The sequence below is a fragment of the Spirosoma gilvum genome (genome assembly GCF_054776815.1).
Window position 1 is genome coordinate 404,300 of sequence record NZ_BAAHBH010000006.1, and the last position, 19,991, is coordinate 424,290.

General features: G+C 47.9%; 17 protein-coding genes. 11 read left to right on the forward strand and 6 right to left on the reverse strand.

The genetic code is table 11. From position 1 onward, the window contains the following. Nucleotides 1-29: 29 nt before the first annotated feature. The 3 genes from hslV (at nt 30) to ACYVFD_RS18175 (ending at nt 2,503) form a co-directional block, all read left to right on the forward strand. Nucleotides 30-569, forward strand: a complete 540-nt coding sequence (hslV, locus tag ACYVFD_RS18165) for an ATP-dependent protease subunit HslV (RefSeq protein ID WP_461091811.1) — start codon at nt 30-32, stop codon at nt 567-569. A gap of 61 nt (nt 570-630) precedes the next feature. Further along, nucleotides 631-2,076 (forward strand): sensor histidine kinase, encoded by a 1,446-nt coding sequence (locus tag ACYVFD_RS18170; protein WP_461091813.1) that lies wholly within the window; start codon nt 631-633, stop codon nt 2,074-2,076. Further along, entirely contained in the window at nt 2,030-2,503 is a 474-nt protein-coding gene (locus tag ACYVFD_RS18175) for a response regulator (protein WP_461091815.1), read from the forward strand. Before ACYVFD_RS18170 ends, ACYVFD_RS18175 begins: the two co-directional genes overlap by 47 nt. Before the next feature lie 62 nt (nt 2,504-2,565). On the opposite strand, the gene dacB is transcribed toward ACYVFD_RS18175, so the two are convergent. Continuing rightward, the gene (gene dacB / locus ACYVFD_RS18180; protein ID WP_461091817.1) at nt 2,566-3,981 is read right to left on the reverse strand and encodes a D-alanyl-D-alanine carboxypeptidase/D-alanyl-D-alanine endopeptidase; all 1,416 of its coding nucleotides are present in this window, start codon (nt 3,979-3,981) and stop codon (nt 2,566-2,568) included. A gap of 265 nt (nt 3,982-4,246) precedes the next feature. Between dacB and ACYVFD_RS18185 the strand changes: the two genes are divergently transcribed. From ACYVFD_RS18185 to ACYVFD_RS18220, 8 genes are all read left to right on the forward strand, one after another. Then, complete coding sequence (locus ACYVFD_RS18185) at nt 4,247-5,677, forward strand: MBL fold metallo-hydrolase RNA specificity domain-containing protein (protein WP_461091819.1); 1,431 nt, start codon at nt 4,247-4,249, stop codon at nt 5,675-5,677. 107 nt (nt 5,678-5,784) lie between these two features. Continuing rightward, complete coding sequence (locus ACYVFD_RS18190; RefSeq protein ID WP_461091821.1) at nt 5,785-6,738, forward strand: acetyl-CoA carboxylase carboxyltransferase subunit alpha; 954 nt, start codon at nt 5,785-5,787, stop codon at nt 6,736-6,738. Between the two features lie 96 nt (nt 6,739-6,834). Next, nucleotides 6,835-7,446, forward strand: coding sequence for an HAD family hydrolase (locus tag ACYVFD_RS18195; RefSeq protein ID WP_461091823.1), 612 nt, complete (start codon nt 6,835-6,837; stop codon nt 7,444-7,446). Nucleotides 7,447-7,523: 77 nt separating this feature from the next. After that, on the forward strand, nt 7,524-8,675 hold the full coding sequence (locus tag ACYVFD_RS18200; protein WP_461091824.1) for a site-2 protease family protein: 1,152 nt from the start codon (nt 7,524-7,526) through the stop codon (nt 8,673-8,675). Between the two features lie 60 nt (nt 8,676-8,735). Beyond that, on the forward strand, nt 8,736-9,326 hold the full coding sequence (locus ACYVFD_RS18205; RefSeq protein ID WP_461091826.1) for an RNA polymerase sigma factor: 591 nt from the start codon (nt 8,736-8,738) through the stop codon (nt 9,324-9,326). Next, complete coding sequence (locus ACYVFD_RS18210) at nt 9,323-10,147, forward strand: tetratricopeptide repeat protein (protein WP_461091827.1); 825 nt, start codon at nt 9,323-9,325, stop codon at nt 10,145-10,147. Before ACYVFD_RS18205 ends, ACYVFD_RS18210 begins: the two co-directional genes overlap by 4 nt. A 12-nt stretch (nt 10,148-10,159) precedes the next feature. Further along, entirely contained in the window at nt 10,160-10,603 is a 444-nt protein-coding gene (locus ACYVFD_RS18215) for a hypothetical protein (RefSeq protein WP_461091828.1), read from the forward strand. 260 nt (nt 10,604-10,863) lie between these two features. Next, entirely contained in the window at nt 10,864-13,671 is a 2,808-nt protein-coding gene (locus ACYVFD_RS18220) for a CHAT domain-containing protein (protein ID WP_461091830.1), read from the forward strand. Nucleotides 13,672-13,779: 108 nt separating this feature from the next. Here the strand turns inward: ACYVFD_RS18220 and ACYVFD_RS18225 are convergent, their stop codons facing one another. The 5 genes from ACYVFD_RS18225 to ACYVFD_RS18245 all read right to left on the reverse strand — a co-directional run bounded on the left by ACYVFD_RS18225 (nt 13,780) and on the right by ACYVFD_RS18245 (nt 19,952). Further along, a complete protein-coding gene (locus ACYVFD_RS18225) occupies nt 13,780-15,915 on the reverse strand; it encodes an FUSC family protein (RefSeq protein WP_461091831.1) in 2,136 nt (711 codons plus the stop codon). Between the two features lie 15 nt (nt 15,916-15,930). Then, on the reverse strand, nt 15,931-17,694 hold the full coding sequence (locus ACYVFD_RS18230) for an ABC transporter ATP-binding protein (RefSeq protein WP_461091832.1): 1,764 nt from the start codon (nt 17,692-17,694) through the stop codon (nt 15,931-15,933). A 103-nt stretch (nt 17,695-17,797) separates the two neighbouring features. Beyond that, nucleotides 17,798-18,232 carry a ribose 5-phosphate isomerase B gene (rpiB, locus tag ACYVFD_RS18235; protein WP_020600763.1) on the reverse strand — a complete coding sequence of 145 codons (435 nt, stop codon included), beginning with the start codon at nt 18,230-18,232 and terminating at the stop codon, nt 17,798-17,800. 180 nt (nt 18,233-18,412) lie between these two features. Beyond that, nucleotides 18,413-18,823, reverse strand: a complete 411-nt coding sequence (locus ACYVFD_RS18240; protein ID WP_461091833.1) for a response regulator — start codon at nt 18,821-18,823, stop codon at nt 18,413-18,415. Beyond that, nucleotides 18,789-19,952, reverse strand: a complete 1,164-nt coding sequence (locus tag ACYVFD_RS18245; protein ID WP_461091835.1) for a sensor histidine kinase — start codon at nt 19,950-19,952, stop codon at nt 18,789-18,791. The genes ACYVFD_RS18240 and ACYVFD_RS18245 overlap by 35 nt, the downstream gene beginning before the upstream one ends. Between the last annotated feature and the right edge of the window lie 39 nt (nt 19,953-19,991).

The window sequence follows — 19,991 nt, forward strand, 5'->3', positions numbered from 1 at the left end:
ATGTTATACCCACCAATACAAGTTAATTTATGCAGCCTACAATTCATGCAACGACGGTGGTCGGGATTCGGCACAATGGCCATGTGGCTCTAGGTGCCGACGGTCAGGCCACTATGGGAAATACCATTGCCAAGAGTAATGTTCGAAAAGTTCGGGTGTTGATGGGGGGGAAGGTTCTGGCTGGTTTCGCCGGTTCAACCGCCGATGCGTTTACGCTGATCGAGCGCTTTGAAGAGAAATTAAATGCCTATGGCGGCAACCTGAAACGAGCCGCTATCGAACTCGCGAAAGACTGGCGGACAGATCGTTACCTGCGGAAGCTGGAAGCCATGCTCATTGTCGCATCGAAAGACGACCTGCTCATCGTATCGGGTACGGGCGATGTGATCGAACCCGATAGTGATATTGCGGCCATCGGCTCCGGGGGTATGTATGCCCAATCGGCAGCGATTGCCCTAAAAAAACATGCCTCTGAGCTGTCGGCCGAAGAGATGGTGAAAGAAAGCCTGCACATTGCTGCCGATGTATGTATTTATACGAACCATAATTTGGTCGTTGAATCGTTATAGTGGAGTAGTTGATTAGAATTCTGACGTTATGAAGATTGCTCCACAATTCGGTCCCAGACTTATGAATCGGCGAATAGCCCTGGGGTTTATTGTGGCTATGGTGCTGATTGCATCAGGGTTTATTATATCGTTTTATAGCTATAACAAGCATGGTGAGGATACGCAGCGGGTTCGGCATACGTATGAAGTAACCGGCACGCTTGAGCGAATCCTGTCGTTGGTTAAAGACCTGGAATCGGGTTCACGTGGCTACCTGATCACCAGCGACACGTCGTATTTGCAGCCGTATCGGAAGGCCGTGATTCAGTTACCGGTTGAACTCAGGAAACTAGAGGGGTTAACCACCGATAATCGACTTCAACGACAACGCCAGCAGGTACTAACCGAACTGATCAACGATAAACTAGCCGTTACGCAGGTACGAATTGGGACAAGCCTTGCCGACAAAGGGAATCTGGCAATAAGTACCCAAAGCAAGCGGCTCATGGGTATTATTCGTCAGCATGTGTCGATTATGGTCGAAACGGAACAGACGCTCATGGAAATGCGGAATAAACTGGCGACCCGTTCGTTTCGGAATACGTTGACCGTGATTTTTGCCTTGTCGTTGCTGACCTTTATGGCGTTGGTCATTTCATACCGATTGCTGGAGCAGGAACTGATTCGACGTCAGGAAACGGAAGATCAACTTCGCGAATATGAGGATCAGTTAAGGGGGCAAATCCGCCAACTCGAAACCTCGAATGAAGAGCTGGAACGATTTGCGTTCGTAGCCAGTCATGATTTACAGGAACCGCTCCGAAAAATTCAGTCGTTCTCCAATCTGATTACGGATCGGTATAGCAGCCTGTTCGACGCCGACAGCCTGATGTTTATGAGCAAGATTTCGCATTCAGCCGAGCGCATGTCGAAGCTGATTAAGGATTTGCTAAACTTTTCGCGGATATCAAATCATCAGGAGAGCTTTAAACCCGTGTCGCTGGCCGATATTGTTCAGCGGATTCTGGACGATCAGGAGTTGCGGATCAAAGGGATGGATGTTCAGCTCGAAGTGGGTGAATTACCCACTATTCAGGCCGTTTCCAGCCAAATGGATCATCTTTTTAACAATTTGATCTCGAATGCGCTTAAATTTACCCGACCTGGTGTTCGGCCTTTACTTCGGATTCAGTCCCGGCCTGCTGAGGGCAATTACTATACCGAACTGGTTCCGGGCAGGTCTTATTTCGAAATTACCATTGAGGATAACGGAATTGGTTTTGAGGAGAAATATTTAGATCACATCTTTAAAGTTTTTCAACGATTGCATGGTAAAACTGCATTCGAAGGTACCGGCATAGGATTAGCCATTTGCAAGCGGGTCGTTATGCGGCATCACGGCCTTATTACAGCACGGAGTCAACCAAATGAGGGCACTACTTTTGTGGTTGTCCTACCAGAAAGCCAATTACTACAACATTATGACAGACCAACTTCAGCCGAAACCTATTCATATCCTGCTGGTTGATGACGACGAAGACGATCGTTATTTAACGCGTGAGGCTTTTCATCAGCATTACCCGACCAGCCGTATTTCGTTTGCTGAAGACGGGGAAGATCTATTGGATTTCTTAAATTATAATGGCCGGTACGCAGAATCAACCCATGTCATGCCTGAGTTGATTCTGCTGGATTTGAATATGCCCCGTAAAGATGGGCGGGAAGTGCTGCGCGAAATTAAATCGAACGATCTGTTTCGGCACATCCCAGTTATTGTGCTGACCACCTCCGATGCCAAGGAAGATATAGAAACATCGTATTTCAATGGGGCTAATAGCTTCATTACAAAACCTTCTACGTTTCAACGCCTGAGTGAAGTAACCAAAGCCATCGGACAGTACTGGTTCAGTGTTGTAACCGTCTGCGAACACCCAGAGGAAGGGAATCGGGTGTAGTAGTTGATTGGTTTGTTAGTTAATTGGTTAACTGGTTTGTTGATTACGAACCAGTTAACCAATCACTCTCCTCCTTTCAGGCCAACCAGGCTTACAAAAATCTTTTCGAGTTCGTTAGTGACAGTTCTGCTTTGGCCGGGTGTGAATTTGTTCACCAGAATACAGAAACTCATGGGTTCGCCATCGGCTGCTGTAAAATAGCCAGCATAGGCCCGTACGCCCTCAATCGATCCACTTTTGGCCCGAATGTTTCCAGCGGCTGCCGTTCCACGGGCCAGGCTTCGGACGGTGCCGGTTTGCCCAACGATGGGAATGGTCTCGTAGAACTGTGGGAAGTTTTTGTCGCGTCCCATCGCGCTCAGAATACCGGTCATATTATCGGCTGTGAGAGCGCCTACGGTCGACAGGCCGCTACCATCCCGAATGCGGAATCCATCCAGATTAACTCCTTTGGTCTTCCAGTAAGAAGTGATTGCTTCCACGCTTCCGTCCGTTGTTCTGACATTTTTGTTGATGGCTAAAGCCGTTGTTCGTAGGAGTGCTTCGGCATAGAGGTTAATGCTCTGAAAATTCGTCTGCTGGATTATGTCGGGTAAGGCAGGTGATTTGTGCTGATTGATCACCGTTCGTTTTGTGTTGACCGGGACTGTGGCTGGTATTCCACCACCAATCGAAGCGGGTGGATTACTGATCGTAATATTCTGCTGGAAGAGTTGATTTTGAAGGGCATAGGCGGCAAAATAGGCAGGGTCGGGTAGGGCACCTTTTACACTAAATTCATTGGCTGGTTCTCCCATTGGTACTTTGCCTGTGAGCCACTGCTGGTTCATAAACGGAACTCCGTAAATATTCACCTGATCGCCCGTATTAGCCGCATCGGTCGTGACCGTATTTCGAAAAGCGATGTACGGTACTGGAGGATCGGTGCGTAAAACACTGGTAGGCGCGTGGAGCGATTTGCCGGGCCGGAAAAATACGCGATACAGATTCTCATTGATATTCAGGGCGCTCAGACTGGCTCCGTAGTAATTGCCCAAATCGCCAAACGGCCAGGTGTTAGGGGTAGTCAGGTCGTCGTATAGGCTGGCATCACCCACGACTGTTCCCTGAATCCGGCGAATTCCGGCGGCTTTTACGGCATCCCCCCAGCTTTTTACCAACGTTGTTACGTCATAATAACCCGGAAACCGCCAGCTCCCCAGCGAAGGGTCGCCCGTTCCGCGAATGTAGAGGTTACCCGTCAGTACACTGTCTGTGATCGTTCCATCGTATTCAAGTGTGGTCGTGTAGGTGTAAGTAGGGCCCAGCACGGCCAGGGCTGTAGCCGTGGTGATGAGCTTAAGTGTCGATGCCGAGGGTAAACTAAGCCGGGCATTGTAGCCAATCAATTCTTCGCTATCCTTTACGCGTCGGACCGAGAGGGCAACGGTACCGAACCGAGTTGCCGGACTCGACTGAAACGCTTCTATCTGTTCCATTAGATGTTGTGTTGCCAGAGAATCAATCAGTCGCTTCGCTCGCGGCTGTGCTTTCAACTCGACATAACTAACAAAAAAACAGATGAGTACAACGATGACAGAATGGACCGAAAAATGGGGGAGAATGCGCATTTAAGAACGGTTAGGCGATTCGATGGGTATTGCTTACCTTTGCAAACTTACGAAATACGAGCCATCCAGTTTACGCAAATCCACCTTCACAAATTATCGGAAGAAAGAACACTGGTAAGTTAAAGTTGTACGCATGAAATTATCATTTCTGGGGGCAGCCCGGCAGGTAACAGGTAGCATGTACCTGCTGGAACTGGAGGATGACTACCGCATCCTGATTGACTGTGGTTCGGATATGGAGCGATCCAGTTCGAATGGTCAAACGGCCCCCGCCGTTACTCATCCAGGATTTTTTCCGTTTGAGGCTTCAAGTATCAATCTGGTCCTGCTTACACACGCGCACGTCGACCATTCGGGAAATCTGCCTAACCTGTTTAGGGAAGGGTATGAGGGGCAAATACTGTGTACTGAACCAACCTTTGCGCTAACCAATGTGTTGCTTAAAGATGCAGCTTCGCTCAATCAGAAGCGAATCAACGAACTCAATGCCAGTAAAAAGCAGCGTGTAAAGGAACGACAATTGCAGATGCAGAAAGATTTGTATCTGGATAAGCAGGTGCGGGATACCATGGAGAGTGTGGTTCCGATTGCCTTCAACCGAAAGTTTCGGGTTGCCGACAATGTCGACGTTACCTTTATTCCGGCAGGCCACCTACTGGGCGCAGCTCATATCGTCATTAACGTACTGGAGGGTGGTGTTCGCAAGAGTATCTGTTTCTCCGGCGACATTGGCCGCAAAAACTATCCACTGCTGGTCGATCCGGCTCCGGTGCCTGCTGTCGATTATTTAATTTGCGAGAGTACCTATGGCAACCGGCTGCACGACAATCACCTCTCGCCCGAAGATACCCTGGCCGACATCATCCAGCGTACCTGTGTCGATATTCCTGGACGACTGATCATACCCTCTTTTAGCGTTGGTCGTACGCAGGCGCTTTTGTACACCCTGAATCGGTTGTATACCGAGCGGGATTTTCCGCCAATAAAAGTATTTTCGGATAGCCCGATGGCATTCGAAAGTTCCAAGATTTATATGCAGCATGTGCGGATGCTGAACAACGAGGCCCGGGAATTTTATAAGGAAAACGAAACCTTATTCGACTTCGAGAACTTTCAGTTTTTAGAGTCGTCGAAAGCCAGCAAAGCCATTTCGAACTTCAACGAACCGTGTATCATCATCTCATCATCGGGAATGGTGCAGGGCGGACGGGTCGAGCATCACGTAGCCGAAAACATCAGTAACCCATATGCGACAATTCTGATTATCGGTTATTGCGCTGAAGGAACACTCGGCTGGCGACTGTTGAATGGACAGCAAACGCTGACTATCAAAGGCAATGATCATCAGGTGCTGGCTAATATTGAGAAGATAGATGTGTTTAGTGGTCATGGCGACCGCAACGATCTGATTAATTTTGTTGGAATGCAATCACCCGATACCCTCAAATCGGTTTTCCTGGTTCATGGCGAATATGAGAGCATGGAAGCGTTTCGCAACACACTGGCCGAAGAAGGCTACCCACAGGTGATTATTCCGAAGAAAGGAGAGAAATATGAACTTTAAGAAGTGAGAAGTTAGGAGCGAGGAGTGAGAAGGCTGTCGCATGTTTTTCTAAGTGCGTCAGCCTTCTCACTCCTCGCTCCTCGCTCCTCGCTCCTAATTACTACTTCATGAGAACTTACCTCGATTTTGAGAAACCCATTGCCGACCTGGAAGCGCGGCTGGAAGAGACAAAGAAACTGGCCCAGAGCAGCAACGTGGACGTGAGTGAAGCCGTGGCTATTCTGGAGCAAAGTATTGATAAACTCCGGCAGGAGATTTTCCAGAATCTGACACGCTGGCAGCGGGTTCAGCTTTCCCGTCATCCCGATCGGCCGTATACGCTCGACTACATTTCGCTCATGTGCGATCAGTTTGTCGAACTCCATGGGGATCGTACCGTTCGCGATGATCCGGCTATGGTGGGTGGCTTTTGCGAACTGGGTGGCCAAACCGTAATGATCATTGGCCAGCAGAAAGGGCGGAATACCAAACAGCGTCAGCATCGGAACTTCGGTATGCCCAATCCCGAAGGGTACCGGAAAGCCCTGCGACTGATGAAGTTGGCTGAAAAATTCAACAAGCCGATCGTCACCATGATCGATACGCCGGGAGCGTTTCCTGGGCTGGAAGCCGAAGAACGGGGTCAGGGTGAGGCCATTGCCCGCAATCTGAAAGAGATGTTTATGCTGACGGTTCCGGTTATCTGCATCATCATTGGTGAAGGCGCTTCAGGTGGAGCCCTCGGCATTGCCATTGGTGACCGGGTGTGGATGCTCGAAAATACCTGGTACTCGGTGATTTCGCCTGAAAACTGTTCTACGATTTTGTGGCGGAGCTGGAATTTTAAGGAACAGGCAGCCGAAGCCATGAAACTGACCGCCCGCGATATGCAGCTCAACAAACTGGTCGATGAAATTATCGAAGAACCTGTAGGTGGTGCCCACAACAATCACCAGGAAATGGCTAATCACCTCAAAGAAGTTATCCTGTCGGCACTTGCTGAGCTAAATGCCCTATCACCCGAAGAACGCATCAATCAACGAATTGAGAAGTTCTGCGAAATGGGCGTTGTTGTTGAATAAACTGTTTCAGGTTTTAAGTTTCAGGTTGGCTGACGCATGATTGTACTTGCGTCAGCCAACCTGAAACTTAAAACCTGAAACCTGAAACAAATAGCTGTGAAAAACTTAATTTTCGACCTCGGTGATGTGATCATCCCGATTGACCTGACGGCTCCCATTCGGAATTTTGCCATGCTGGCTAATTTGCCGGAAGACGAAGTTAGGGCCATTTGGAAACAACACGACTTTATCAATCGCTACGAAACAGGTCTTATTGATGATACGGCCTTTCGAACGCAGATTCGGCAGTTGTTGCAGAATGATAGCTGGGCCGATGAAGTGATTGATACAGCCTGGAATACCGTGCTACTGGAGCTTCCTGTTGAGCGGATCGAACGTATTAAGGAACTGAAGCAAAATCATCGGTTATTTCTGCTAAGCAATACAAGCCCGATTCATATTCAGCATGTGAATGGCGTGTTAAAAGGGTTGAATCAGCCAGCGCTGGAGGAACTCTTCGAGCGGGTATTTTATTCCTATGAAGTGGGACTGGCCAAGCCATCGCCTGCGATTTACCAGCATGTTTTGGATCAAGCCGGGCTTGTAGCCTCAGAAACCGCTTTTTTCGACGATAATGCGGCAAACATCCAGTCGGCTGCTGTGTTAGGTATTCAGGCGGTGCATGTACAGCCTCCCAAGACAATTCTTGACTACTTAATGAATGTATAGTGAACAATGGATAATGAATAATTGGCAGAGTGACCAGTCATTATCCATTGTTCATTAGTCATTATCCATTAAACTGAATGAGCCCTCGCATCCGTACTTACCTCCTGCACGGAGGTCTTTTTTTGATCACGCTCATAACGACAACCCTGGCGGGAGCTGAATGGATGTTTGGGCGGTTATTCATCCCGTTTGAAGGAACAACCCCGTTGGGTTGGAACGAGTTTCTGGCTGGTTTTCAATTTTCAATACCCTTTCTGGCTATTCTGACAGTACATGAGTTTGGTCATTATTTTACGGCAAAGGCTAATCGTGTACGGGTCACCTTACCGTTTTATATTCCGATCTGGTTTGGTATTGGGCAAAGTATTGGAACGCTGGGCGCTTTTATTCGAATAAAGGATTACATCAATAGCCGACGGAAATACTTCGATATTGGCATTGCCGGGCCTCTAGCCGGATTTATGTTAGCGTTAGTTGTGCTATGGTACGGATTTACGCATTTACCTCCACCCGAGTTTATTTTTACCATTCACCCTGAATATCAGAAATGGGGACTCGATTATGGCCTGTACGCCTATCAGAACTTACCAGAAGGAGCGGCTATAGGGTTAGGGGATAACTTACTGTTCCATTTCTTCAAAACGTACGTAGCCGATCCGGCTCGGGTGCCCCACCCCTACGAAATGGTACACTATCCGTATATACTGGCGGGTTATCTGGCCTTATTTTTCACTTCGCTCAATCTGATACCGATCGGTCAACTGGATGGCGGACATATCCTGTATGCCCTGATTGGACGCAAACGGTTCCAGTGGGTAGCTCCGGTGTTGTTTATCGGGTTTGCGTTTTATGCTGGTTTAGGAGCTTTCAAACCGACCGACTTTGCCGTACCGACTGACGAAGCGTTCTTTTCACAACTAGGAAATTTTGCGCTGTACATTGTCTTCTTATACCTTGCTTTTGGCCGCATCAGCGATAATCGAACTACCAACCTACTGATTACGCTTAGCGTAGTCGTGGGCCAACTGATTGTATCCTGGATGTTGCCAACGGTAAACGGTTATTTTGGTTTTACGGTATTTATCTTTGTACTGGGGCGGTTTTTGGGCGTATATCATCCCGAAACCGAACTGGAAGAACCGCTTGATCTGAAGCGACAGATATTGGGGTGGATTGCCCTGCTAATCTTTGTGTTATGTTTTAGTCCACAGCCCTTTTTGATTGCCTAGAAGTAGGTCCGAATTCGGCAAATTTACCTACCTTACGGTCGTGTAACCTAACCTTGCTGTATGCGACCCCTTCCTCGACAACTCTCGGATGATGAACTTATGGCTGGCATCCGGGCTGGTGGTCCCGAGCGCCGACTCTATGAAAATAAGCTCTACGAAAAATATCAGTACCTGATCGACGATGGTACCCGTAAACATCGGTTGACCGAAGACGAATGCGCCAGTGCGTATTCTGACGCTGTTTTGGCCCTGTTCGATCATCTTGATAGTGGCCGTTTTGAGGGACGTTCGGAGCTGAAGACCTATCTCTATCAAATATTTACGTTCAAATGTGTTGACGAAATTCGAAAAAAGACGACTAATCGGAGTAAGGTGCACGATGCCCTTTCGCTCGACGATTCGCTGATGCAACTGCCCGATCAGGCCCGATCGGTAGTACAACGGCTGATTGCTCAGAGCGATGTTGATAAATTGCTCCAAAACCTGCGTCAGTTAGGCGATAAATGTCGCGAAATGATTCTGTCGTGGGGGGAGGGATATTCCGATGAAGAAATTGCTGTGGCGATGGGGTATAACTCGGCTGCTGTAGCTAAAACCAGTCGTTTGCGGTGCCTGGAACGCCTGCGCGAACGCTTTCTTAACATACGATGAACAAGGATCTGGAAACGATCGAAAACTATGTGAATGGCCAGCTCTCGCCCGCCGATCGAGCGGCATTTGAGCAAGCCCTTCATGATGACCCGGCAGTAGCCGAAGCGCTCGCTTTTTATCTATTGACCTGGCAGGCTGTAAAAGCAGATGTACAGCAACCCTTACAATCCGCAGACCGTGATCAACGCCGTGCCGAACTCAATGCGTTGCGGAAAAAGAGTCAATCGATTTCAACCGACGATTTGGTTGGTGGAGAAATAGTTCGTCAGCTCGCGCCCTCCCGGAGTTTCCCGATGCGTTGGGTAGCTGCTGCCAGTATCGTACTCTTATTAGGGTTGGGTTGGTATTTTCTTTCACCTAAAAGCTCTGGTGCTGATGCTCGTCAATTGGCCGATCAATACGTAAACGAACATTTTATGCAGCTTCCCACCACAATGGATGGTGGTTCGTCGGGTTCGCCTACGATCGACAGTTTGAAAATGGGCATTGGCTTATTCAACAAAGGCCAGTTGGCCGAAGCTGATGCCGTGTTTCAGCAGGTACTTTCCCGGCAGCCTAATTCGGATAGCGCGTTAAAATACGCGGGTATTGTTTCCCTGCGCCAACAGAAATACGACCAAGCGATTACCTATTTTCATCGGCTCAGTGAGCATACCGATCTGTTCGCCAACCCCGGCACCTTCTACGAAGCACTCACCTATCTGAAGCGAAATCAACCGTTAGATAAAGTGAAGGCCAAGGAGTTGTTCGAGGAAGTGATTACCAGGAACTTAGAGGGTAAAGCTGACGCTGAACCAATAATAACTACCATCTCACACTAAACGTACCTAATAATGCCTAAAATTGAAGACTTAATTGCTCTGCGTGCAAGTGTCGACCCAACTTTTAAAGTTGAAAAAGATCCTTACACAGGGGTCTTCCATATGGAAGATCAAATTCTTTTCAAATTTGACCCTGGAACCCCTGAACAGAATATTCTGGAATCTGTACTGCATTACGTAAATGCATCGAATGCTATTTTAAAGAGTCGGGGAATTCCCAAAGAAGCTTCGTTGAGTAACCTATCCGTAAAAACAGATGGAACTGTAATTGCCTATGGGACAGATATGCGAGTAGTCGTTAGAGGCAATGGTGGAACAACAAACCCTCCACCCCCTCCACCTCCTGGCACAAGAGCTCTTGAAATAAAGTATGATTCTGTCTTACTGGTAGTTGGTTTTAAATCTGATTTAAGTTTAACTGAAACAGTTCTTCCTGAATCCCAACTTTTATTTTGATCAGGACTTTCGCTGAGCGTTGTGTCATGTTTATTAAGAGAGTCATCCAGAACCGAGGCACAACGTTCAGCGAAAGTTCATTGATATATATGTGGTTGCTTAGGCTATTAGAATTGGCTGTTTGAAGCACATAGGCTTCCATTTTTCGGAATAATCCAATTAATACAGCAGGACTTTCAAGGTGCCCATTATTACTACGGTTAATGATAGCTGTAGTAATGGGTTAAATGAAAGTCCTGTCTATTAGAATTAGATGCTGTATGATTAGACAACTACTAACTCCTGTCTTTCGTCTACTCAGCAGCAGCATCATTATGCTTAGGTTAGTCGGAACGACTGCTCATGCACAATGCCCTTCTCCTACAGAAGTTCATACACAACTTGTCGAAATCGGAAAGAAAGAAAATACACAGAAAATTAATCTGTTAACCGATTTACAGAAAAAGCTTCAACAGAATAACTGCCTAGACTCCAATTACACAAATGTTCTACATTATTTGGGCCTAGCGTACTATACATCGGGGCAATATGAGAAGGCTACTCAAAAATTTAAAGAAAGTATTGCGATCAATCAACAACTGAAGTATGATGTAAATTCTACTCTACAAATCGATAGCTATCTCTATCTAGGTGTTATCCGCCAGTTATTACAGGATGAATCGGGGGCTATTAACTTCTATAAAACCTGCGTTCATTTGGGTAAATTATACAATAAAAGCCACCAGACAGTTGGCTTTGCGCTGATGTATTTATCGTTTTTATATCAGGAAAGGGGCGATTACCAAAATGCATTAAATTTAGCGCAACAGGGTGTATATCAGGCCCGGTTATGTGCCAATAAGACGCTTGAAGCGTTATGTTTGGGTGAAGAGGCTCGTGATCTGAAGTCAATAGGAAAATACGAAGAAGCATTACCTGTTATAGAAAATGCTATTCAACTTATTCAGTCCATCAAAGGTGCTACCAATACACGCATTTTTTTTACTGTTATCAAAGCTGAAATAGCCGCTAATACTGGTAATGCTGGCTTATCGATTACATTATATCTGAATGCAATCGCATATTATCAGCAAAATCGACAGATAGAGCAAGCGGCTCATGCACTTGGTAATCTTGGGTATTTATACATGGATGTATACAAGGATTACGGGAAAGCTATTGTTTATCTTCAGCGTGCTTATGAAACATTTACTAGTCCATATCATAAAGCTCGGGTACTTAATAATATAGCAGTTATTTATTCTCGTGAAAAACAGTTCGACAAAGCATTAGTGACATACCAAAAAGCTCTACTAACGCTGCCTATTAACTTCCACCAATCCAATAGCCGCTACAATCCGTCTGCAGCAGTTATGCAATTGGCAGTGGATAAAGAATATCTATTGACACTCATTCAGGATAAGGCTAATACCTGGCTGACTTATGCTAAGGAAACTAAAAGCCTTCAGCGGTTGCAGTATGCTCTATCTACATACCAAATAGCCGATCAGATGATTGACATAATGCGGTGGGAGCATATTGGCCAGCAATCCAAACTATTTTGGCGACAGAAAACACGGGGAATGTATGAACGCGCCATCGAAACCTGCTATCGGCTTGGGAGTACTGAGCAGGCATTTCGGTTTATGGAAAAAAGCCGGGCGGTTATGCTGGCTGATAAACTGAACGAATTGGGAGCTAAACGACAACTCTCCCCCAAACAGGCTGCAGAAGAAAAGCGCTTGCATAAGCGAGTGAGTGAACGACAGGCAGAAATCGCTACATTGACCCCTGACAGCACTCACTATGAGCCTGTACGTATGGCTTTGAATGCCTGTCAGGATAGCTTGAACAGTTTCCTGAAAGAACTGGAACAGTCGAATCCGGCCTATTATCGGTATAAATACGATAACGCTACACCGTCGCTTGCTGAGTTGCAAAGGTATCTGACGAAACAGGGAAGTTCATTGGTTACGTATTTTGTTGGGGATAGTGCATTGTACCTGATGGCAGTTTCGGGTGGTAAGTCTATTTTGAAAAAGCAGCCAATCGGTCCATATACCCAGGCTTTGAAACAGTTTGCTCCTTTACTGGCTACTGCCGAAGCCATGCGCAAAACGTCGGAAGTAAATCGGTACCTGATCCTCAGCAACAGTCTGTATCAACAACTCCTGACTCCGCTCAATTTGCCAAAAGGCCGGGTTATAGTCTCGCCCGATGGATTCTTTATTCCATTCGATGCCTTGAGCCGATCGGCTAGTCAACCACAATATCTGGTCGCTGATTATGCATTCAGTTATGTGTATTCGGCTCGTCTGTTGCTGAAAAATCAGGCTCCTGATAGACAGATTACGGGCTTTCGGACATACGATTTTTTAGGTATTGCGCCGGTCGATTTCGCTCCCTCGCTCGGACAGGTGATGCTGCCTAATTCAGATGCTGCTTTAACCCTGATCGGTAAACGATTCCGCTCGGCTAAACTACTGACGCATGAAACCGCTACCCGCGAGGCTTTTCTGTCCAAAGCATCCACTGCTCGTATTATTCACCTGTTCACGCACGCGGTTGCCGATAGTACTGACCAAGAGCCGAAACTGTATTTTGCCGATTCCACTCTGAAATTGTCTGATTTGTCCGATGGTGCCTTGCCTAATGCGAAGTTGATAGTGCTGGCAGCCTGTAAGACCGGGATTGGCGCTAATCAACGCGGAGAGGGGGTTTTTAGCCTGGCACGGGGTTTTGCCGCATTAGGTGTACCCAGTGTGCTCACTACCCTCTGGAGTGTTGAAAACGAAGCCACCTACCGGCTAACAGACCTTTTTTATACCTATCTGGACCAGGGACTAACCAAAGATATTGCTCTGCAACGGGCAAAGCAGGACTGGCTCAAAACGGCTGAGGGTGCAGGCCAACTTCCCAACTACTGGGCTGGGCTGATCATCGTGGGCGATGCAGAGCCGATGGTAACTAATTTCGTTGGGCTATGGGTTATCCTGCCAATTCTGCTTTTAAGTAGTGTAGGCTTGTGGCTCTGGCGCAAACGGAAACAGCAAAGTCAGGCGTATATCTTAGCGCCCAAAGAGGTCTAATAAAGCCGGATCGGGATTGAAGTAAGTATTGGATAATTTAGTACAGCAGTTCCATCGTGCGTTTGCTGGTAACAATACGGTCTATTGTGAAGGCGTACTTATGATAGATTACTGTTTAGCCCGTTCCACTAACTTACTAATGTCGCTGCTGATTTGCTGGATGAAATTGAGCTGCTCCTGTAATGCTGGATCGTTGAGTGGCGTAGCGGGCGCTGGCGTATCTATAGCAATGAGTTCTGCCGTCGACGGTATTGTCTTGGGTTCTAACCGGCGGAGGCTTTCAGTTAAGGTGTGTAAGGCTCGTTTGATCGGACGTATAACCGTTGCCGGATAGCCCTTCGAGCCGCTGTTGACGTGGGTTGAGGTGATGGTGGCTATATTGGCCGACAGCACATGGTTCAGGACAACGAACTCATAAATTAGTTTCTCATTGCGTTGTTTATGTTTAGGTTCCGACACCATCCGCTCGAAGGCGGCTCCCAGATTGGCTGATGTCACATACACCTCTTTTCGAGCCAGCTTGTAATCGACCAAGGCAATAGAACGTCCTGACAAACTATCGAGCAGGAGTTGGACATACCGAACATTCGCCTTCAAAACAGCACTCATAGGGGGCACAAGCTGATCGGATTCCCATTGCGGGAAAAACAGGTAGCCAGCAACCAGTGCAATTGCTCCGCCTAATAATGTATCGAAAAAACGCTCTTCGGCAACACCTAAATAGCTGGTACCCAGAAAACTGAACAGGATCAGGATAAAAGGCGTTACGCAGATCACCATCACGATGTAATAGGTTCGCTGGGTGCTATACGTACCGAGCATAAACAGCACCATGAACCAGAAATGAACCATTTTGTCGGGAATTAACGTCAGAACCAGCACCCCCATCAGCCCCCCTACGAAGGTGCCGATAATGCGTTCGATATTCCGTTGTTTGGTCAGGCTGAATGCGGGTTTCAGAATCACAGCAATGGTCAGCAGCACCCAGTAACTATGATGGCCATAGGGGAGGAGTTTGGTCAGCACAAAACCTATCAGCATGGCCATTGATAACCGCACTGCATACCGAAAAACGATTGAATCGAACGTCAGGTTATCCAGCAACGATTTTAGCTCAATGTCCTGGTGGGAAACAAAACGGCCATATTCCAGATTGTCGGTGCGAGCCGAGTCAGTGGCCGGCATGGCCAGACTATTTTGCAGGGTTGTTAATCGCTGACTAACAGCCCGCAGACTTACCAGCACTTTTTTCAGGACAAGGTTGCTCCCTTCCTGATCACCCAGGGTATCGATGCGCCGTTTTAACCGATCCAGTGAACGGGTTATGTCATCCGATTGCTTCAGCGTTAGCGGTACCGGCGACTGAATAGCAAGACCAATATGATCGAGCGAGACGGAGAGTTGCCGAATAACCCGGGCGATTTTTTCCAGAACTCCCGAGCCGCCGAACCGTTCGCGGATAGCGCTATAGTCGTAATACATGGCCGTAATCTGTTCGTACAGGTCGACTACATCCACAAATGTAAGCAGGAGTGACCGGCCCGTTCGAGTGGATTCGGTTACAATGCGTCGGCTTTTGAACAGCACTTCCCGTACGGCATCCTGCTTTTCGCTCACCACTACCTGCTGAGTAATAAGTCGCCGATAATCATCGTCCAGATCGGTGGAACTGCTGTAAAAATCGGCCTTTATGGCCATGAGCTTCGCTATTTCATGGATGCATTGGCCGAGGGCCTGCTGCGCCAGCCGGTAGGGCTGTAAGCGGGATACCAGCAAACTGATAGCCGTATACCACAGTCCGCCAATGAGCACACAACCGCTTTCGTGGATTACCCCAGCCACGTCGAGTGGCCGGTCGAGCATCAGGATCATGATCAGTATGGCTGCCGTTCCGACGGAGGTAGCTCGGTTACCGTAGATACCCAGCATCGAAAAGAAAAAGCTGAACAGCAGAATTTCTGCCCCTAATACGTACGGATTCATACGAGCGAACCCGGTGATGAGCGTGACCAGAAATGCAAACAGAACGGTAACGGTCATGCCATTACGTCGGTGGGCAACCGGGCCGGGGGCATCGCTGATACTGACATTCAACGCCCCCAGCGACATGGCCAGACCTGTCTGTAGCTGGTCAAACTGCATGAACAACAGCGAGGGCAGCAAAATAGAGAGCGTGGTGCGCAACCCGTCAGAAAAGTACTGACTGGACAAGAAGTAACTGACTTGTCGGGTGCGTTTGTTCATGCAGGAAATGGAGGATTAGATCGCTGGGGCAACGCCGGTTTTACGTTCGCCAATCTGTTGCCGCCACATGGCGTAATATAGACCTTTCTGCGCTAACAATGCATCGTGGCTACCGGTCTCAACGATCTTTCCTTTTTCAAGGACAAAAATGGTGTTGGCGTGCATAATTGTCGATAGGCGGTGAGCAATTAAAACCGTAATTTGTTCCTGAAGCGCCGAAACGTGTCGAACGGTCTCGGTAATTTCTTCTTCAGTGAGCGAATCGAGCGCGGAAGTAGCTTCATCAAAAATCAGCAGACGCGGATGCCGAACCAATGCCCTGGCAATCGACAACCGCTGTTTTTCGCCACCCGACATCTTCAGTCCTCCTTCGCCAATTGGGGTGTCGAGCCCTTTATCCGATCGAGTCAGCAGGTGCTCGGCGGCCGATTTATCCAGTGCGTCGAGCATCTCGGCTTCGGTTACATCGGGTTTGACAAAAGCCAGATTTTCGCGGATGGTTCCCGAAAATAGATGCGTTTCCTGCGTAACAAACCCAATTTGCCGACGCATGGGGTTGAACCGAATATCTTTGGTAGAAATGTCGTTGTAATAAATCTCCCCGTCGACAGGTCGATACAGGCCAACCAGCAGTTTGACCATCGTCGATTTACCTGAACCGGATGGTCCCACAAACGCAATGGTATCGCCTAATGAGGCTTCGAACGATACCCCATCGATGGCGTTCTGGCTTGCCCCATTATGCCGGAAAACTACATCCGCAAAACGCAGGTGTTCAATTGGTCCTACTTCAATGGCGGCTTCCGGGTTCCGCTCGATGGGTTTTTCCATTAGTTTTTCGAAGCTGTTCAATCCCGCTTCGGCTTCCCGATAAGCTAAAATAATATTACCCAGATCCTGCAAGGGGTTGAAGATCGACACGGAAATGAACTGCATGGAAATCAGCTCGCCCGTGCTGAGCACATTCCGAAAAATCAACCAGAGGAGCGTAAATAAGACCGACTGTTTCAGGACGTTCAGTGTGGTGCTTTGCCAGAACGTCAGTAACCTTACCCGACGGACTTTGGTCATTTCCAGATCGAAAATTCGGGCTGTCAATCCTTTCAGACGGCGGATTTCCGGGAAGGTAAGTCCCAGGCTTTTGATAAGTTCGATATTGCGGAGCGATTCGGTGATAACGCCCGACAGTAGGGCCGTTTCGCGGTTGATGGTGCGTTGCGTGGTTTTGATCTGTTTACTGAGCAGACCAGTAAGACCGCCCAGGAGCAACACGCCGATCAGAAATACCGGAATAAGTGCCCAGTGTTTGGTGATGGCATACCAGATCAGGAACCCCATACCAACAATAGATGAGAACAGCACATTTACGAAGGAGTTGATAAACTTCTCGGTATCCGTGCGCACTTTTTGCAGGGTCGATAAGGTGGCTCCACTGCTTTGGTCGCCAAATTCCTGATACGACAGCCGGAGTGTTTGACGTAGCCCTGCATCAAAAATATCCGTACCGAATCGTTGCACGACCAGCCGGGTGAAATATTCCTGAAACGCTTTGGTGATGTTCGACAGAATGGCAACCCCAACGGCAATCGCCAGTAAGTGTAGTACTCCGCTAACCTTTTCTGACTCTGTTTTCTGGCCGGGATGGGTGGCGTACTGGTCAATGATCTTACCGAAAATGATGGGATCGACCAGGGCGAGGATTTGAGCAACACCGGCCAGCGCCAGAGCCGCCAGTGCCAGCCAGCGATAAGGCCTCAGATACTGCCAGAGAATGCGCATAAACTAATGAACAATGGATAATGTAAAATGAATAATGGAGTGGGAGAAGGAGCTTCTACACACTTTAATTATCCATTTTACATTATCCATTGTTCATTATTCATCAATAATTATCCAACTCCTGAATGCGAGCGAGGTGACGACCACCTTCAAAGGGCGTATCGAGCCAGATCTGAACCAGTTTAAGGGCGGTTTCCTGACTCATCATGCGTTCGCCCAGTGAAATCACGTTGGCATCGTTATGCTGCCGACACAACCGGGCCGACTCTTCATTCCAGCACAGGCCGCACCGAACCCCCCGAACCCGGTTGGCGGCTATGGCTTCGCCATTGCCCGACCCGCCCAGTACAACCCCCCGTTCAACATCACCCGCAGCAACGGCTTCGGCAACCGGACGAATAAACAGGGGATAATCGACAGAAGGCGTAGCCGCATAAGTACCTTTATCGATTACGTCGTGACCCAGGTCGATAAGCATTTGTTTGATGGCTTCTTTGTACTGGAAACCGGCATGATCGGAGCCAATGGCAATTTTCATCTGGTAATCTTGATTAGTAAAAAATGGAATTGAACTAGAGAACAAAACAACTCGTCAACAGCTACAAAATTAGCTTGTAGTTTGATGGTGTCCCTATCAATACGAAGAAAAGTCTTCTGCAGTGCTGAATTTTGACGATCCAACACCACAGAAGACGTTTTGATGGGTTAGCAGACGCCCTTATTCCTTTATATGCTGATCGACAATGGATTGTAGAATGGTTTCGGTAAGCGGTTTGGCATAATAACCCTTAATATCCGGAAACAGAGCCGCCCGTTTGGTGTCGAGCGGATTGAGCGATGTGGTCAATATCAATACGGCACGCTGGCTTTTCACTTGATCGTCCAGTTGTTGATACCGTTCCATAAACTCAAACCCATTCATACCTGGTAAGTTAATATCGGTCAGGATAAAATCAGGGCGAATATAGTTCGGATGAGTGGTATCGGTCAGATATCGCAGGGCTTCCGTACCGGTTGTGGTGATCCTGACCTGATCGCACAAACCGGACTCGTCGATCACAATCTGATGCAGAAAGTTATCGTCGGGGTCGTCGTCAATCAATAGAATGCACCGAATCGGTTTGGGCATAATGATGCGTCGTTTTGATAGTCTTGGGAATTGTAAAGTAAAAAGTCGAACCTATACCGGGCTCACTTTCGATCCAGATTTGTCCGCCGTAAATATGAACAACTTTTTTGCAGGTTGCTAATCCGATTCCAGTGCCGGAGTATTCATTTCGTCCATGCAGGCGTTGAAAAATTTGAAAAACCCGGTCGAAATACTGCTGTTCGATACCGATTCCATTATCCCGGACCGCAAAGCAAAACTGGTTGGATTCATCAATAGCCCGAATCGTAATTTGTGGCGCCACGCCAGCTTTCCGGTATTTGAGACTATTGGAGATCAGGTTCTGAAACACCTGCTTAAGGTCGGTTGGATGGGCCGTAATCGTGGGAAGTGAGCCTACATCCAGTTTCGCGCCACTAGCCCGAATCTCGTCCTGTTGTTCTTCCAGTACTTCGGCAACGGTCTTATTCAGATCAACCCGCGCGAAGACCACATTGGAACCTACTCGCGAAAAGTCGAGCAGATCGTCGATCAGGGTGCGCATCCGCTCAGATGCACTCATCGAAATGGTAATCAGCTTGCGGGCATCATCAGTAAGTTGCGGTGCATACTTGTTGTTTAGCAGATTCAGGTAATTGGAGATGGTTTTCAGGGGCGACTGCAAATCATGCGAAGCTACGTAGGCAAACTGCTGTAATTCTTCGTTTGATCGAGTAAGCTCCAGAACGGCCTGTTGCCTGAACGATAATTCCCGCTCGTATTCTTTGGATGTACGCAGGCCGACGGCTTCGTTGAAATACTTGAATAATGCCAGCACAGTAGCGATGGAAACCAGCCCTGTCAGGAAGCGGACCAACGCACTAATACGGTAAATAGGTACCCAGAAAATAATGACATCCAGCAAGTGGGTCAGTCCGCACAACAGAATAAACGCACCGAAAAGCCAGAAAACACCAGGTAGGGGTATCCCTTTTTTAACAAATAGATACCGAACCAGAATCATCGGGATGACCATGTAGGCCAGCCAGATCATCAGATCAGAGCCGATATAGAGCCAGCCGTGGAAATCGCTCCAGGTGCCGCAAAACCAGCGGGGTGGCCAGTCGCTCGTATCAGTAAGTCGTCGGAAAAAGTCAATGACCTGCTCCATAAGAAGACCTGAAAAGTACAGTATACGTAAAAAGTAACC